General features: G+C 64.1%; 14 protein-coding genes. 9 read left to right on the plus strand and 5 right to left on the minus strand.

Annotated features, from left to right (window positions below; translation table 11 throughout):
* Positions 1-78 precede the first annotated feature (78 nt).
* From NWF22_RS13615 to NWF22_RS13625, 3 genes are all read right to left on the minus strand, one after another.
* Positions 79-957, minus strand: coding sequence for an NAD(P)-dependent oxidoreductase (locus NWF22_RS13615; RefSeq protein WP_160904056.1), 879 nt, complete (start codon positions 955-957; stop codon positions 79-81).
* A gap of 82 nt (positions 958-1,039) precedes the next feature.
* Positions 1,040-1,732, minus strand: a complete 693-nt coding sequence (locus NWF22_RS13620; protein WP_160904057.1) for a TetR/AcrR family transcriptional regulator — start codon at positions 1,730-1,732, stop codon at positions 1,040-1,042.
* A 109-nt stretch (positions 1,733-1,841) separates the two neighbouring features.
* Positions 1,842-2,873 carry a Gfo/Idh/MocA family protein gene (locus NWF22_RS13625; protein ID WP_160904058.1) on the minus strand — a complete coding sequence of 344 codons (1,032 nt, stop codon included), beginning with the start codon at positions 2,871-2,873 and terminating at the stop codon, positions 1,842-1,844.
* A gap of 200 nt (positions 2,874-3,073) precedes the next feature.
* Between NWF22_RS13625 and NWF22_RS13630 the strand changes: the two genes are divergently transcribed.
* The 9 genes from NWF22_RS13630 (at position 3,074) to NWF22_RS13670 (ending at position 13,219) form a co-directional block, all read left to right on the plus strand.
* On the plus strand, positions 3,074-4,237 hold the full coding sequence (locus NWF22_RS13630; RefSeq protein WP_160904059.1) for a sugar ABC transporter substrate-binding protein: 1,164 nt from the start codon (positions 3,074-3,076) through the stop codon (positions 4,235-4,237).
* 17 nt (positions 4,238-4,254) lie between these two features.
* The gene (locus tag NWF22_RS13635; RefSeq protein WP_258321141.1) at positions 4,255-5,796 is read left to right on the plus strand and encodes a sugar ABC transporter ATP-binding protein; all 1,542 of its coding nucleotides are present in this window, start codon (positions 4,255-4,257) and stop codon (positions 5,794-5,796) included.
* A 15-nt stretch (positions 5,797-5,811) separates the two neighbouring features.
* Positions 5,812-6,825: an ABC transporter permease gene (locus tag NWF22_RS13640; RefSeq protein ID WP_160904061.1), complete on the plus strand. Its 1,014-nt coding sequence runs from the start codon at positions 5,812-5,814 to the stop codon at positions 6,823-6,825.
* 99 nt (positions 6,826-6,924) lie between these two features.
* The gene (locus NWF22_RS13645) at positions 6,925-7,872 is read left to right on the plus strand and encodes a quinone oxidoreductase family protein (protein ID WP_160904062.1); all 948 of its coding nucleotides are present in this window, start codon (positions 6,925-6,927) and stop codon (positions 7,870-7,872) included.
* Positions 7,873-8,084: 212 nt separating this feature from the next.
* Entirely contained in the window at positions 8,085-9,257 is a 1,173-nt protein-coding gene (locus NWF22_RS13650) for an alpha/beta hydrolase family protein (RefSeq protein WP_160904063.1), read from the plus strand.
* A 99-nt stretch (positions 9,258-9,356) separates the two neighbouring features.
* Positions 9,357-10,214 (plus strand): TIM barrel protein, encoded by an 858-nt coding sequence (locus NWF22_RS13655; protein ID WP_160904064.1) that lies wholly within the window; start codon positions 9,357-9,359, stop codon positions 10,212-10,214.
* Positions 10,215-10,260: 46 nt separating this feature from the next.
* Positions 10,261-11,877 (plus strand): dihydroxy-acid dehydratase, encoded by a 1,617-nt coding sequence (locus NWF22_RS13660; protein ID WP_233751990.1) that lies wholly within the window; start codon positions 10,261-10,263, stop codon positions 11,875-11,877.
* 40 nt (positions 11,878-11,917) lie between these two features.
* Positions 11,918-12,757: an NAD(P)-dependent oxidoreductase gene (locus NWF22_RS13665; protein ID WP_160904065.1), complete on the plus strand. Its 840-nt coding sequence runs from the start codon at positions 11,918-11,920 to the stop codon at positions 12,755-12,757.
* A gap of 39 nt (positions 12,758-12,796) precedes the next feature.
* Positions 12,797-13,219, plus strand: coding sequence for a Dabb family protein (locus NWF22_RS13670; RefSeq protein WP_160904066.1), 423 nt, complete (start codon positions 12,797-12,799; stop codon positions 13,217-13,219).
* Here the strand turns inward: NWF22_RS13670 and NWF22_RS13675 are convergent, their stop codons facing one another.
* Complete coding sequence (locus tag NWF22_RS13675; protein WP_160904067.1) at positions 13,220-15,511, minus strand: AAA family ATPase; 2,292 nt, start codon at positions 15,509-15,511, stop codon at positions 13,220-13,222.
* Positions 15,511-16,560: a CDP-alcohol phosphatidyltransferase family protein gene (locus NWF22_RS13680; protein WP_160904068.1), complete on the minus strand. Its 1,050-nt coding sequence runs from the start codon at positions 16,558-16,560 to the stop codon at positions 15,511-15,513. The genes NWF22_RS13675 and NWF22_RS13680 overlap by 1 nt, the downstream gene beginning before the upstream one ends.

The raw sequence follows: 16,560 nt of genomic DNA on the forward strand, positions 1-16,560 counted from the left end.
GGAGTAAGGTTTCGAGGGCCGGCGGAGATCAGGGCGTGGACGAGATCGCTGATCGCGGTCGGTCGTGGTCAACTGAGCTCATTCGAGGTCGTCGCGCAGAAGTGCAGCGACAGCGGCGCTGTCGTAGCTGCCGAGGCCTGCATCCGCAGCCTGCCTGAAGTACTCCTGCGTCGTGGTGAAAAGCGGGAGTTGCGCGTCAACACTCTGGGCGAAGCTGGTGATGAGGGCGAGATCCTTCAGGAAGAGTTCTAACCGCATGCTTGGCTCTTGCCAACTGCGCCGCGCGATGACGGGTCCACGAACTTGTAGCATCCTCGAATCGGCAGCGCTGCCGGCGAGTGCGGAGATGATTTGTTCGAGTCGTAGTCCCGCCCGATCGGCGAGTGTCAGAGCTTCGGCAGCTGCGAAGGTATGCACAGCGACAAGCAGATTCGCGATGAGCTTGGTGGTGGTCCCGGCACCGAATTCGCCCAGACGGACAGTCTCGCGACAGAATGTCTCGAGCACCGGCGCGACGTCGTCGGTAGCCTGCTCGTCCCCACTGACGAATGCCACAAGGTCACCGTCGCGTGCCTGCGCGCCTGTTCCGCTGAGCGGGCAGTCCAGCACCACGACACCGACGTCACTCAACTCGTCACGCGCCACGATCTTGTCCGCCGCATCCAGTGTGCTGGTCTCGACGAGTACGAGCCCAGGCGCCTTCGCCTCTTTCAGCTCATCGGTGATCACGCGCAGCGCCGCCGCAGATGGGAGCGAGGCGATGACGATGTCAGAATTCTCGGCGACATCAGCCGCACATGTCCGAGCATCACCACCGGCACTTGCGAATTCGTCGAGACGTTGTTTATCCACGTCGAATCCGGATACCGGATACCCCCGGCGCAGCAGGTGTTTCGAGATTGCGGACCCCATTATGCCGAGTCCGACGACGCCGATGCGCTTGTCTGCTGGATTCACGAACACCCTCCGATAGTCGCGGTTTCACGCAGGCTACCACAGATAACGCTACAAGCAGTTGCGTTAATCCCGAGCAGGTGTTTCAGGTCTCCTGAACGGAATGCCCCGGAAGCGTCGACGAAAATCCTGAAAGTACCAGCTGGACAACAGATTTGAGGTACGCGTCATCGACTGGCAGTCCTACGACAAGGCCGCGGTAATAGACAGGCCCGCACATGGCCTCGAGTAAGAGTTCGGGGTTGGCGGACTGCGGCAGCTCCCCTCGCGCAATTGCTCGTTCAAAGATGCTCTTGGAGTGTCGGTATCTCGAGGAGAGCAGTTCGGTCAGTACGGTACGTACTTCGTCGGTGGCGCCGATGCTGCGTTGTGTGGTCGCCTCGGCGATCAATGGTGCGACCCAGGGGGCCCGCAGCGACTCCCAGATCTCTTTCAGCAGGGTCAGGGCATCGGCGTGCACGTCCCCGGTGTCGGGGATCGGATTCATCTCGGCGTGGCGTTCGACAAGCGCGGTGGCAATGAGACGCGACTTCGAGCCCCACCGGCGGTAGATCGTGGTCTTGTTGACGCCGGCCCGGGCCGCGACGTCATCGATGCGAATGTTGGCGTAGCCGCGCTCGCTGAGCTCGATCAGCGCTGCGTCGATTACCGCCTCGCCCACCCGTGCTGTTCGACCACCACTGCGGGTGGTCGCCGCGTCCGCGTTGAATTGGCGCAGTGCCGCCTTGAGATCTCGCTCGCCGTCGGTGGCAAGCCCTCCGGATGGCTCGTCGGTCACAATCCCTCTTTTCGTCGTGGGTGGATGAGGTTTCGGCTCGCACGCCACACCACCGAACTCTATTCGCTTGTGCGATTTTTGGCGGTCCGATGAGCCGTGTCAGAGCCTGTCAGGCGCCTGTGGTCTGTGGTGAACTAGTGTGCGCGCTTTGGGCTACCCGACACACACTGTCCGTGGCGATGGACGTCATGATCGCCTCCGTCGTAGCCGCGGTCGCCAGGATCTGCTCGGTGGTGAACGGGTACGCCTCACCTGAGGTGACGTGGCGAGCAAACGCCTCCAAGTTCGTCCGCACGGCCGACATCGCAGGGTAGCTCAACTGCGTGGCTGAGCCATCGTGGCGGGTGAGTGTCACATTCCAGCCCTTCGGATCCTCAGGGTGGGCCCGGTCGAGAACTTCGATCCGTCCCTCGGAGCCCAACAGACATAGCCGACCCATGAACGGTGTCGTGAGTATTGCGGTGAGTAGTGCAGTGGCGCCGGATGGGAAGCCGATTGTTATCGACAGCGTGTCGCCATTCGCGAACGGTGTCGCCATCGTGGCAAGCCTGGCCCAGACGCGGTCCGGCCAGCCAAAGAGGGCGACGGCGAGATCGACCAAGTGGATGCCGGTTGCCGACAGTGGCCCAGCAGGTGCGTGCTCGACGGAGAGTCGCCAGTTGTCTGCCGGTAGCGCAAGAAATTTGTTCTGACTGAAGTTGGCCTCGAGTACGAGTCCGGTTCCGATGTCGCCGACCCGGTACCGGTCGTTCAAGTACTGCACTCCAGGCTCGAAGCGTTTCTCATGGCCGATACCGAGGTGGACTCCGGCGGCCTCGGCCGCCCGTACCATCGACTCGGCGCCGTTGAGATCCATGCTGAACGGCTTCTCGCAGAAAACGTGTTTACCGGCCTGCGCAGCAGCGATGACTTGCTCGTGATGCTGCTGATGCGGTGTGCACAGCACGACAGCATCGACATGCGGGCTGCTCAACGCGGTGGCAAAATCGGTCGTTGTCGCCAGACCTCGCTCTTGGGCGAAGTGTAGGGCAGCAGGCGCCGGGTCGACGGCCATGACCGTGCGCACCTCAGCGCTGTCGGACATGGCGTCGAGAACGGTACGTCCCCACCAGCCCATGCCCACGATGGCGGCGTGCAGCATCTGGAACTCCTAAGTAGACGATTAGTTGCGTTTGCAGCATGATGGTACTCGCCTGCGCAGCCGCGAGCGGGTGGTGGTTCAAGAAAATTGTGGGCTTCCTGTTGACGCGCGTAGCCCCTCCGAATATAAATGCAACTGGCAGATGCGTTAACAGCTCGCAGTCGTGTGGGTCTCCGCACGTAGCACGTAGGAGGATTCAGATGCGTCCTTTCGGACGGGGCCGTCGCCTGGCCTCGACCGCCATCGCGGTCGGAATTGCAGTCGGGATATCAGGTTGTTCGAGTATCGGGTCCAGCGGCGACGATGCGCAGGAAGCGGGGGATGGCCAGCAGGTCCAGGCCGCTGCGGCCGCGCAGTCTGCGGTCGACGTCGCCCGGGATGGGAGCAGCGAAGGACCCTCGACCGCTTCGCGGCCCGCTGTGCCCGACAAGAGGATCGCGATCATCACCCTGTCGTTGGACGAGTCGGGCTCGGTGCCAGTCGAGGCGACCAAGGCGGCTGCCGAAGCCATTGGCTGGGAGACGACGGTCTTCAACGCCAATCACGACATCTCTCAGGTTTCGGCGATGGTTCGGCGTGCCGTGACAGCAGGGTACGACGGCATCATGCCGGTCGTCATCGATTGCAGCTATGCCGCAAGTTCGTTTCAGGAAGCCAAAGCGCAAGGGGTGGCGATTGTTCCGATCGATGGCGTCGACTGCGACGATCCGGCGTCGCCGTCGCCGGGAGATTCGGCGTTCAGTGCGGACGTGAGCACTGCCGACGGTGGCTGGGCCGATTTCTGGAGGCAGGCGGGTGTGCTGTCCGCGCAGAAGGTCATCGCTGAGAGCAATGATCAAGCCAAGGTGATCTCGGTGCTCGATCCCGAAGTCGGTGTGGTGAAGGCGATGAGTGAGGGATTCAACGACACCATCGAAGCGTCGCAGGGCAGTGAGGTGGTGGAGACCGTGCCGTTTACCACACCCGATTTTGCTTCTGGCAAGCTGACCGTGATGATCCAGACCGCGTTATCGCGGCATCCGGAGGCCAACTACATCAAGAGCCCGTTCAGCTCGGCGACCGCGCAGTACGTCGTCCCGGCCCTGTCGTCGTCTCGAGCCGGAGTGCAAGCAGTCGGCGGTGAGGGGCTGCCTTCGGAAATCGGCTTGATCCGATCGGGCAAACTCTTGTCGACGACGACGATGCCGGGGCAGTGGGCCGGATGGGCGGCCATCGACACCTTCAACAGTGTTTTCGCCGATCAACAACCCCAGGACTCAGGGTTGACGTGGACGCTCGTCGACAGTTCGAATGTGCCTTCCGGTGACATAGTCGCGGCAAATGTCGACTACGAGAGCGCTTATCGAACTGCCTGGGGCAAGTGATCGAAGGGGCCATGGTGATGACAGAACTTGCACTGTCTGCCCGGGGACTACGAAAGACGTTCGATTCGATTCCGGCACTCTGCGATGTGGATATCGATATCGCGGCAGGGTCAATTCACGCCCTGCTGGGTGGAAACGGGTCAGGCAAGTCCACACTCATCAAGATTCTGGCCGGGGTGCATACCGCGGATGCAGGGGCACTCACGGTGCAGGGTATGGAAATCGATGCGCGACGGGTGAATCCGAGCTGGGCTGCGCGCGTGGGATTGAGGTTCGTCCACCAGGATCTAGGTCTGTTTGACGAGCTCTCGGTCGCGGAGAACCTCACCGCAGCCCAGGAGTTCCCGATTCGGCACGGACGGATAGATTGGCGCGCCCTACGTAACAGAGCTGCCAAACTGATCGAACGATTCGATATCGGCGTCACTCCCGAACAACCGCTTGTGGAGCTGTCGCAGGTGGAGCGCACGCTGGTGGCGATCGCGCGGGCACTCCAGGATGATGAACTCGACGGAGCCACCAAATCGGTTCTGGTGCTCGATGAACCAACGTCATGTCTGCCAAACGACGAAGCAAGCCGGTTACTGGGTAGGTTGTCACGCTATGCCGCCGCCGGACACACCATCTTGATGGTGAGTCACCGCCTGGGTGATGTCGTGGGTGTGGCACACTCGGCGACTGTTCTGCGAGATGGCCGAAAGGCCGCGACACTTACCGCAGACGAGATCACTGAAGACCGGATCGTGGAGCTGATTGCGGGCGGAGCCGTCCCTCAACGCGAGCGGCGCAACTCCGCCACAATGTTGTCGACACGAACGCACGCACCACTTCTCGATGTCGAGAGCCTGCCGGTGGCGTCAACAGGCGCTGTGACCTTCTCCTGTTGGCCTGGTGAGACCGTCGGGATCGCGGGAATGGTTGGAAGTGGGCGATCTCGCCTGTTGCGCAGTATTTTCGGAGCGCAGGTACATGCCGGCAGCGTGAGAATCGAGGATCAGTATCTCGAGGCGGGGTCCATCGGATCCGCGATCGCAGCGGGCGTTGCGTACGTACCGGAGAACAGGGCCGCCGACGCCGCTTTCATGGACCAGTCGATTCAGACGAACATGTCGATCGTCGGCATACGCGATTACTGGCGTGGGTTCCGTCTGCGTCTCAGCCTCGAGAGCGCCGACGCGCGGCGTGACTCGGAGCGTTTCTTGGTTGCGTCGAATGGTTGCGCGCAACCGTTGAGTGCACTATCGGGAGGAAATCAGCAGAAGGTCATCTTGGCTCGTTGGTTGCGCAACGCTCCGCGCGTTGCTCTGTTGGATGAACCTTCTCAAGGCGTCGATGTCGGAGCGCGAGCCGAGATACATCAGTTGATCGCTTCTGCGGTCGCTGACGGCGCAACCGCACTCGTCGTTTCATCGGATTTTGCTGAGCTGGCCGAACTCTGCGACCGCGTTCTTGTACTCCGGGCCGGGTCGATCGTCGCCGAAGTGCCGCGGGACGAGCTGTCCGAACACCGCCTCACGAGCCTCGCGGCCAGCAGCGTTGCGGTCGCATCTCATGCCTGACCTAGGGAGACCACTGTGTCCATTGCAACCCAGACCGACCCTGACCAAGACATCGGCCCTGCGAGAAGTCGTACCAAGACCGTTCAGTCGATATTGGAACGCTTCGCGCTGGTCATCTTGACCTTCGGTGTCTTCGTCTTCTTCGCTACATGGCCCCAGACATCTGCGACCTTCCTGTCGATCGACAACCTGCAGAACGTCGCAGCCAATCAGTCCGCACTCGTGTTAGCCGCTCTTGCCTCGTTGTTCCCGCTCGTGTGCGGGGAGTTCGATTTGTCGGTGGGCGCCGTGGCGACAACCACCCACATCGTCGTGGCATCCTTCGCGGCGAACGGCTGGTCGCTGCCCGTCGCGATCGTGATGGGTCTACTGGTGGGATTGGTGGTGGGTGGCATCAACGCGGTACTGGTGACCCGAGTCGGAGTGAACGGAATCATCACCACCCTCGGCATGGCAACGTTGCTGACCGGGCTGGTCACCTGGGGGACCGGTGGAGTGAACATTGTCGAAGGAATCCCACGTAGTTTGACCGACGTTGGGACCATGGCCATCATCGGCATTCCCGCATTGACCATCGCCGCCTTGGTTGCCGGTGGTTTGGTTGCGTACTTCTTTGCGCTCACCCCTCCTGGCCGTCGACTGACCATGATCGGGTCCAACCGCCGAGCGGCCGATCTGGTCGGCATCGGTGTCCAACGGCACGTGGCTTCCGCATTCGTGTTGTCGGCGTTGTTTGCCTCGCTCGCGGGTATCGCATTGTTGGCCCGGAACGGAATTGCGAGCCCTCAGGCCGGCGGCACGGCATTCACCCTCCAGGCGCTATCTGCTGTCTTTCTGGGGGCCACGGCAATTTGGCCAGGGAGGTTCAACGTACTGGGGACTTTTGTTGCGGTGTTCTTCATCGCGATCAGCGTCGCGGGCCTGTCGCTGGCGGGCGCGGCAGGATGGGTAAGCGACGTCTTCACTGGTGCTGCACTGGTCATTGCGGTAGCGGCATCGACTCTGGTCGGACGACGACACCGTAGTTGACGACCGCGAAGCCGTACTGCACCGAATAGTTGCATTAACAAATTCAGCCGCGTAGATTCAAATCACAAGTGCTCAAACACAATACGAAGGAGGCGACGAATGCGTGCTGCGCAGATCGTCCGGTACGGCGAACCCGTCGAGTTCGAGATCGTCGAGACCAAAGATCCGGAGTTGGCCGGGGACGAGGTGCTGGTCGACGTTGAGGCGGTCGGCGTGAACTTCCACGATCTGAATGTCGCTGCCAACGCGTATGGGCAGAATGTAGCCCTACCGCACGTTCTCGGATCAGAGGTCATCGGTCGCCTAGCGGACGGGACGAGGGTGGCCGCGCTCACGACAGAGGGCGGCGGGTTCGCCGAGCGCGTGGCGGTGTCCAGGGAAGTGGTCTTTCCTCTTCCTGAAGGCGTAGGTGACCTCGAAGCTCTGACGATGGTGATCCAAGGCAACACTGCGTGGCACGCGTTGCACACGCTGGGGCGCATCGGCAAAGGGGACTCGGTTCTCGTGCTCGGCGCAGCCGGCGGCGTCGGAATGCTGGCAATCCAACTGGCCAAACTGGCAGGTGCAGCAACGGTTGTGGCCGGGGTGTCTTCGGAATCGAAGAATTCAAAGGTGTCCGAACTGGGTGCTGATCACGTGATCAATTCGCGCGGAGACGATCTCGCATCTGCCATCATGGATGCCACCAGGGATCACGGTGTGGACGTTGTGGTCGACAACATCGGAGGATCGGCCTTCGATCAGGCGGTAGAGGCTGCGCGTCCACTGGCGCGACTCGTCTCGGTGGGGAAAGCAAGTGGCGATGCGCCGACGCCGTACGATCCGCGTGCCCTCAGCCGACGCAACCTCGTTGTGTCGGGAATGTATCTAGGTACGTTTCCGCCGGGACTTCTCCGCGAATCGATGGCGGAACTCGTTGCGCTCCTTGCAGCGGGCGAACTTCGCGTTGATGACGGCGGCCGCTACGCGTTCGACAAAGCAGATGAAGCCGTGAATGCGCTTCGGACGAGAAGCGGCGGCGGCAAGATCGTTGTCACCGTTCCTTAGTGGCCCTGTCCGGAGATTCGTCCGGGGTCTTCGGCGTTCGATCGACGAGTGGCGGCGCTGTCGTCGCTCGCGATGACGCTGTCGTCGCTCCGTCCTCGGACCTGCCAGTCGCCCATCGCTGTACCGAAGACCCCGGACGGATTTGCGAACAGCACCGCCTAGCGCCGACGAGCGCTACAGCCAAAACAACTAATACACAACAGGAGTCAACTGTGACTGTGAACTCTGACATTGACATCCCCGCCGACGCGGAGCCGGGTGCCTTCATGTATTGGCCGGAAAGTCCTTATTGGTCATTCCAGGTATTGCGCTTGTTCGTGCAGGCCAGTGACGGCGGCGCGGACATCTCTGAAGTGCACTTCGCGGTGCGAGACCTGCGGCCGGGAGATGTCGAAGGCTGGTACGCGTCGCTGTACGCGCTGGCTTCGCGGGTCGAGAAGTCGGGCGACGAGGCGCGGGCGACCGGCGATACCATCACCGCTCGGGACGCCTGGCGGCGGGCCAGTAATTACTACCGAGCTTCGATCTTCTTCCTTTTGCCCGAGGACCAGCGCTATCGCAGTGGGGTGGCAGATCGGCGGAGGGCCTTCCAGAAGTCGTTGGCGTATGACGATCTCGCCATTCGAAGTGTCGAGATTCCCTTCGAAAGCGGCACTTTGCCAGGCTATCTGTTCCACAAGCCGGCGCCGAGCCGACCGCTACCCACCGTCATGATCTGTGGTGGCGCCGATTCGGTCTGTGAGGAGCTGTACTTCGCGCTCGGGCGTCGGCTGGCCGAGCGAGGATTCCAAGTCCTGACTCTCGATGGCCCTGGTCAGGGTGAGGCGCGCGTGCGAGGGCACCTGCTTCGACATGACTGGGAGACAGTCGTGGGCGCCGCTATCGACTTCCTCGAGCAGGACGAAGTCACTGACGTCAACCGCATCGCGATGGTCGGGCAGAGCCTGGGCGGGCTGTTCGCGATCCGCGCGGCGGCGTACGAGCCGCGTCTCGCGGGCGCAATCGCCTGGGGAGCGCAGTGGGATATCCAGGCGCAGATCAAGGCCAAGCTCCAGCACGGTGGCCACACGATTGACCATCTTGCTGCACTGCTTCCGCAGATGCTCGGGGTCGCCGACACCGAGGCTGCCCTCGAAGCTCTTGCGCCCTTCCGTGTTCCGGTTGTGGACGAACTTCAGTGTCCGGTGCTGGTGGTTCATGGTGCGGCCGACACCATCGTCCCGGTGGGTCTTGCCCACCGGCTCTTCGAAGCCTTGCCCGAGGGTGACAACGAACTCAAAGTGTTTGAGTACGGTGAGCCCGGATGTGAACACTGTCAGTGTGACTCGACAGCTGCGTCGGTGAGCGTCATCGGATCGTGGCTACAGCGGCAACTCGGTCGATGATCGACGACGACGCTGTGCGTTCGGGTGTCGTGTGCGGGGTGGACGCCCCGCGTGGATTCGCGCGGCGCGTGCGCACGTGGCTGTATCGATGGTGGCTTGATGCCGCGCGAATCCTGCGGTGACCGCATCAGGAGGTCAGTAGAGGTGGTCGAGGTGGCAGGTCGCACAGCAGTTGCGCACCTGGGATTACTGTATCCGGCCGTGTCGCTCTCGGAGCGAGTCATTGCCGCCGCAGAGGACGGTTTCTCGCATGTTGATTTCTGGGAAGTGCCGCCCGGAGAACTGGACCGCGTTGCCGATTCGGTGGCATCGGCTGGAGTCCAGGTGAATTCGATCAACGTGCCGCGTGGTTCGCATGCCGAATGTGGACGGATGGCCGACCCGGAACAGGTCGCGCAGTGGCGGCGCTCATTTGAAGAGACGTTGTCGGCTGCAGTCTGTTTGGGCGTGCAGTTCATCAACATGGTCGCCGGCAACCGCCAGCCCGGTGTCGATCAGGACGCTGTGCTGACTGAGAATCTGAACTGGGCACTGAGCAGAACTCCCGTTGACGGCGCGCAGCTACTAATCGAACCGCTGAGTGAGACGACGTATCCAGGGTATTTGATCACCAGCTGTGAACAAGTCATTCGACTACGTGCCGGCCTGGATGAGCCCGGGCGACTCGGGCTGCTGTTCGACACTTTTCACGTCGCCGCCGAGGGGCACAACGTGTCCACCGTGTTCGCAGAGTATGCGCCATGGGTTCGCCACGTCCAGGTAGCGGACTCACCCGGACGTGGCGACCCAGGGACCGGCGACATCGACTGGAGTCGGTTCTTCCGAATCCTTGCGGACCGTGACTATCGGGGCAAGGTCAGTCTTGAGTATGTTCCCAGCGATGCACGCGCCGGTCTGGGATGGACCTACGGAGGTGAGTACGGTGCCGCAGGAATCGGTATCGCAGACAACCGGTGAGCTGTTCTCGGCAAAGGGATTCGACGGTTTCCTCGCGAGGGCGTTCATGACCGCTGAGGGCTTCTCACCAGAAGCGGTGGGGCAGCGCCCAGTGATCGGTATTGCGAACAGCTGGAGCGAGCTGACTCCATGTAACGCCGGCTTGCGCGAGCTTGCGGCGGCCGTCAAACGAGGGGTGATCGCCGCGGGCGGGTTTCCGCTGGAGTTTCCGACAATCTCACTGTCGGAGCCATACATCAGGCCCAGTTCGCTGTACCTACGCAATCTGATGGCGATGGACGTCGAAGAGATGATCACCTCGTCGCCGATCGATGGGGTCGTCATGTTGGGCGGATGTGACAAGACCGTTCCGGCACAGTTGATGGGAGCCTACAGCGCAGACCGCCCATCGCTCACCATCGCCGCCGGCCCACGGGCGTTGGGACGCTGGGGGGACAGGGAACTCACCACCGACGACATCTGGTCGTTGTCGGATGACCACCGTGCGGGGCTGTTAAGCGATGAGGACTGGTCATGTGTCGAGACATGTCTCAACGACAGCGTCGGTACATGCAATGTCATGGGTACGGCCACGACGATGGCGATCGTCGCGGAGGCCCTCGGCATGGCGCTACCCGGTAGCGCTCTGTTGCCGGCAACCAGCGCTCGGCGCCGTGCCGCGGCAGAGAAGACCGGACGACAGATCGTCGAGCGCGCTCGAGCGGGGTTGACGCCCTCGCAGGTGGTGACCCGTGAGGCGATCTGGAACGCCATCAGGGTTACCGCGGCATGCGGCGGTTCCACCAATGCGCTGCTCCATCTGGCAGCACTTGCCGGACGCGTCGGCGAGCCGCTCGACACCGGTGAACTTCGCGAATGCCTGCGAGGCGTCCCATTGATCACCGACGTGCGACCTGCCGGTGACTACCACCTGTCTGATCTCGACGCGGTGGGTGGGGCGCCGGCCGTGATCGCTGAACTCGGCGACCTCTTCGACACCACCCAGCTGGCCGGAACCGACCGCCCGTGGTCGGAGATCATCGTTCGCCGTGCACCGGTGCGTACCTCCGGGGCAATTCGTAGTTCGGTTTCTTCGGCACGCACGGCGGGGCTTGCAGTGGTGGCCGGGACTCTCGCGCCCGATGGCGCAGTCGTGAAATGCGCAGGAGCAGATGAACGCTTGCTCAGTCACTGCGGTCCGGCAGTGGTGTTCGACGGTGTCGAGGACCTCCACGATCGGATTGACGACCCGAACCTGGAGGTGACTGCTGACAGCGTCCTGGTACTCCGCGGGGTCGGCCCGGTAGGGGGGCCCGGCATGCCTGAGGTTGGTGCCATCCCGATCCCGAAGACGTTGGTGCAGTCCGGGGTTCGCGACATGGTGCGGATCTCCGATGCTCGCATGAGCGGAACATCGAGCGGAACGATGATATTGCACGCCTGTCCGGAGGCGGCTGTGGGTGGTCCATTGGCGCTGGTGCGCGACGGTGACGCCGTCGAGCTGGATGTGCACGCGGGCCGGTTGGACTTACTCGTCGACGAACATGAACTCGAAGCGCGTCGAGCGAGGTTGTCGCAAGCCAAGGCACCGTCACGTGGCTTCGAGCGCCTGCACCACGAGCATGTGCTGCAGGCCTCGGAAGGTTGCGATTTTGACTTTCTCAGGAGCGGTGCACGTGTGTAGCGACGTCGGATTTGTAGGCCTCGGAACCATGGGCGGGCGAATGGCCGAGAGACTCCAACAAGCAGGCCATCGTCTTGTCGTCTACAACCGGTCCGTGGACAAATCGGCGCCGTTCGCGGCACGCGGAGCGCGTATTGCGAAGCAGCCGGCGGAGGTTACGAAGAACTGCCATGTGGTCGTCAGTTGCCTCCTGGATGATGCTGCCGTCAAGGAGGTATATCTGGGCGCGAACGGTTTGCTCACGCACGCTACGGAACGGCACGTCTTCGTTGAACACGGCACATTCTCGCCGGAAGTACGGTCGCAGATAGCGGATCGTGCTTCATTGGTGGGCGCCACGTTCCTCGATGCGCCGGTGACCGGCGGCCCCGAGGGGGCGCGTGCCGGCACTTTGATCACCATGGTGGGTGGAGTCGAGTCGGCCACCGATCAGGTTCGTTCTCTCATGCTCGAGTATTCCAGCGACGTGGTGCACCTCGGTGACGGCGGTGCAGGACTGCGTCTGAAGTTGATCAACCAGTTCCTCGTGACCACCCATGTCGTGTCAGCGGCGATCGGCGTCAACTTGTTGCGCTCCACCGGTCTACCGGTGGAGGAGTCGGCCCGGGTGTTGGACGGAGGGTGGGCTGCCAGCACGATGTTGCGCAGAGCGTTCGACGCGGAGCGGAACCAGGATAACTCGTCGTGCGGAGCGCCTATCAGCGCGTTGATATCGGTGTCAGGTCCCATTGCATCGGAATTAGCGTCCGCCGGTATCGATGGGAACTTCTTCGCCGCCGCCAAGGAGATATTGACGCAAGCGGCTGAGGGCAGTGATGTCGGCGTCGATGTCAGCCGGCTGTCGGCGCATCTGGAAATGGCTGGGAATCAGCACGATTGAGCGCTCCAGTCAGTGAATCACCCTAAGAAAGGAATAGAAATGATCTACCACGGAATTCGGTTTACATTCCGAGACAGTGCAACCCAGGAGCAGATAGATACCTGTATGGACAGTCTGCGCAATCAGGGCGAATCCATTCCCGCGGTCTCGTCGTATGTGGTAGGACGCGACTTCGGCGGCGAGTATGAGTATGGTGCCATCTACGCTCTACCTGACCTCGATGGCTATTGGGAGTACCTCATTCACCCGTCGCATCTCAACAGCGACAAGGTTGGATTGCCGCACATCTCCAAGTTCGTTTCATTCGACGTCACCGACGAATCCGACCCCGATGTGGGCACCAAGATCGCGGCGCTGCATCAGCGGCGCTACGACGAGATGCCATGGGTCTCCGATCTCGTTGCGGGACTCGATGATTACGCAGGTAGTGCGGCGCCGGGAGACCACGGGTCAGCGACGTAGTCACTCCACCCGCCGCTGCGCGAACGCCTGCAGGTTCGCCACCTGCGCGGCATCCAGCGACGGCCGCACCCGACCGCGGGCGTCGGCGATGTCGTCGGGGCCGACGGTCGCGGCGTCGATGTCGCGCCGCATCGCCGACAACGCGGCCTCGCGCAGCAGCGCCGAACAGTCGGCGGCCGAGTAACCATCCAGATCGTCGGCGAGCGCCGTGAGGTCGACGCCGTCGGCCAACGGCACGTTGCGACCTGACGCCCGCAGGATGTCGGCGCGCGCCGCGGCGTCGGGTGGTGGGACGAACACCAGTCGTTCAAGCCGCCCGGGCCGTAACAGCGCCGGGTCGATGAGGTCGGGCCGGTTGGTGGCGCCGAGCACCACCACGTCCTGCAGCGGTTCGACGCCGTCGAGTTCGGTGAGCAGAGCCGCGACGACCCGATCGCCGACTCCGGAGTCATTGGATTGCCCGCGCCGCGGGGCCAGGGCGTCGATCTCGTCGAGAAAGATCAGCGACGGCGCCGACTCGCGGGCGCGGGCGAACAGATCCCGCACCGCCTTCTCCGACGACCCGACCCACTTGTCCATCAGTTCCGCACCCTTGACGGTGTGCACCGACAGCCGGCCCGACGCAGCCAGGGCCCGCACCACGAAGGTCTTGCCGCAGCCAGGGGGACCGAACAGCAACACTCCGCGGGGCGGCGCGACACCGAGGCGGGTGAAGGTGTCGGGATGCTGCAGCGGCCACAGCACCGCCTCGGTGAGTGCCTGTTTGGTCTCGACCATGTCGCCGACCTCGTCGAGCGTGATCGACCCGACCGCGACCTCCGGGGAGTCCAGCCGCGACACCGGGCGGATGACCGCCAGCGCACCGAGCAGGTCGTCGGTCCGCAGCGCCGGTTCCGGCCGGTCCTCGTCGTCCGCCGAGGTCACCCGGGCCGCAGCACGCAACGCGGCCTCGCGGGCCAGCGCCGCCAGATCACCGGCGACGAAACCGGGGGTGCGGGAGCCGATCAGGTCGAGGTCGAGATGACCGTCGGTCGGCACGTCGGAGAGGATGACGCCGAGAAGCCGGGCGCGCGTCGACGAGTCGGGGAGCCCGACGATGAGTTCGCGGTCGCACAGCGACGGGTCGCGCAGCCGGCTGTCGAGGCGGACGGCTTCCGCGGTGGTCGCGATCAACGCGATGGTGCCGGCGCCGATCGCGGCGCGCAGTTCGTCGAGGATCAGCGTGGACACCGGGTCGGCCGCGGTGGTTTCGCGGGGTGCGGGCAGCAGGGCATCGACATCGGTGATCATCAGCACCCCGCCGGTGTCGTCGAGGTCGGCGATCGCCGAGCGCACCGCGGCGAGCCGCGCGCCGCTCTCCAGTGCCCCGACTGTCGGACCGTCCACCACCGTCAGCGGTCGATCGGCGCACACCGACCGCACCATGGTGGCCTTACCGCCGCCGGGCGGCCCGGTGATCAGCACCCCGAGGCGGGGCGCGGCGCCGAGGGTCTGCAGCACCTCGGGCTCGTCGAGGGTGATCGACAGCCACTCGGTCAGCCGCGCGACCTGGGTGTCCACCCCCACCAGCGTCGACACCGGGCGCACCAGCGGTCCCGGCGGTGCGCGGTGCGACACCACACCCGAGGCGGTGGTTGCCCGCGGCGGCGTCGACTCCGTGGGAGAAGTCGCGGCAAACCCCAGGGCCGTGGACGGTGGTGGTGACGGTCTCGACGTGCGGCCGCGGTCGTGCCCGCCGGCCCACAGCACGGCGGTGTTGGTCTGGACGCTGACCGGTCCGTCCGGATCGGTGCCGGTGACCGTCAACAGTTCGTTGGTCCAGGTGATACCGACCGAGATCGCCAGCGCCCGGGTCGCGGGCGTCGCGGTGAGTTCGGGCCCGAGGTCGCGGGGGAGCAGGGACACCGAGTCGCCCACCGAGACGACCTTGCCCAGTAGCGCGCGTCGCAGGGTGGGTTCGTCGACCGACCCGGCGGCCAGTGCCGAACCGGACACAGTGACCTGCCCGGCTCCGTGCACCGTTACCGGCGCTACCACGACCGCTGCGTTCTCCCGGATACCGGCGTTGGCGAAGGTGACGTCATCGAGCAGTGCGGTGCCGGGTGGGGTATCGGGGCCGGCGGCGGCGAGTACCGCGGCGGTGACCCGGGCGCCGGTGATCGACGCGGCATCCCACTCCCGCAGTCCGAGCGCGGCGAGCACTTCGGGGTGCACGCGCACGATCCCGCGGCGAGCCTCGCCCGCCGCCGGGTTGACGCGCGCGGTGAGGGTCAGCTGGACGTGGCCGGCCATCAGCGCTCCTCGACGTCGTGGCGTTGGTCGACACCGGCGGACGTGGGCTCGACCGTCCCGGTCGGGCGGCGCAAGCCCAGGCGCGCCTGCGACCGGTTCGTCGACGTCAACCGTGGGCGTCGCGGCTGCGAGCGGGCCATCGCGCGCCGTTCGGCCCGACGCTCGGCGGGGTGTGCCTCCCAGTGTTCGGGGCGCGAGGCCACCCATCGCTGATTGCGCCAGGCGAAGGGGATGTGCAGCAGATAGCCGCCGATGGCGATCAGCATCAACGTGTAGGGGAACGTCAGCAGCAGGGCCGCGCCGATCGCGACCACGATCAGCAGTCCGGCCAGCGCCCGCGGCGGAATCGACGTGGTCTTCAGCGACGCGGTCGGGATGCGGCTGACCGCGAGGAACGCGACGAAGACCAGCCATCCGCCGACCACGGGCAGCGAGGTCCACCAGCCGGAGCCGAACTGTTGGGACAGTCCGATCGGCAGCAGGGCGATGATCGCCGCGGCCGGCGCCGGGACGCCGACGAAGAAGTCGCGGGTGTAGCCGGGTGCCTCGTCGTCGTCGATGAGGGTGTTGAAGCGTGCCAGGCGCAGGACGATCGCGCAACAGTAGATCAACGCGAATGCCCAGCCGATGTCCTTGTCGGGGGTCAGGTAGAAGTAGACGATCAGGGCGGGCACGACACCGAAGTTGATCGCGTCGGCCAGCGAATCGATCTCCGCGCCGATGCGGGTCGTGGCCCCCATGATCCGCGCGACCCGGCCGTCGATGCCGTCGAGCAGCGCCGCGGCGACCACGAGGCCCATCGCGATGTCGATCTCGCCGTCGGCGGTGACCCGCACGGCGGTCAGGCCGGCGCAGATCGCCAGGATCGTCAGCGCCGACGGCACGAACAGACGTCCGGCGGCCGCTTGGCTACGCAGTCGGGTGCGCTCGGGAGCCGATGCGGTGGCCACCGTGGTCCGTGTGCTCCGGGTCGGGTGGGTGCTCGGTGTGCGGTGGGAACCGGGCGTTCGGTGCGAGCTCGGACGCTCGGGCCGGCGGGTGGAGGACAT

The sequence above is a fragment of the Gordonia mangrovi genome, assembly GCF_024734075.1.
GTDB lineage: Bacteria > Actinomycetota > Actinomycetes > Mycobacteriales > Mycobacteriaceae > Gordonia > Gordonia mangrovi.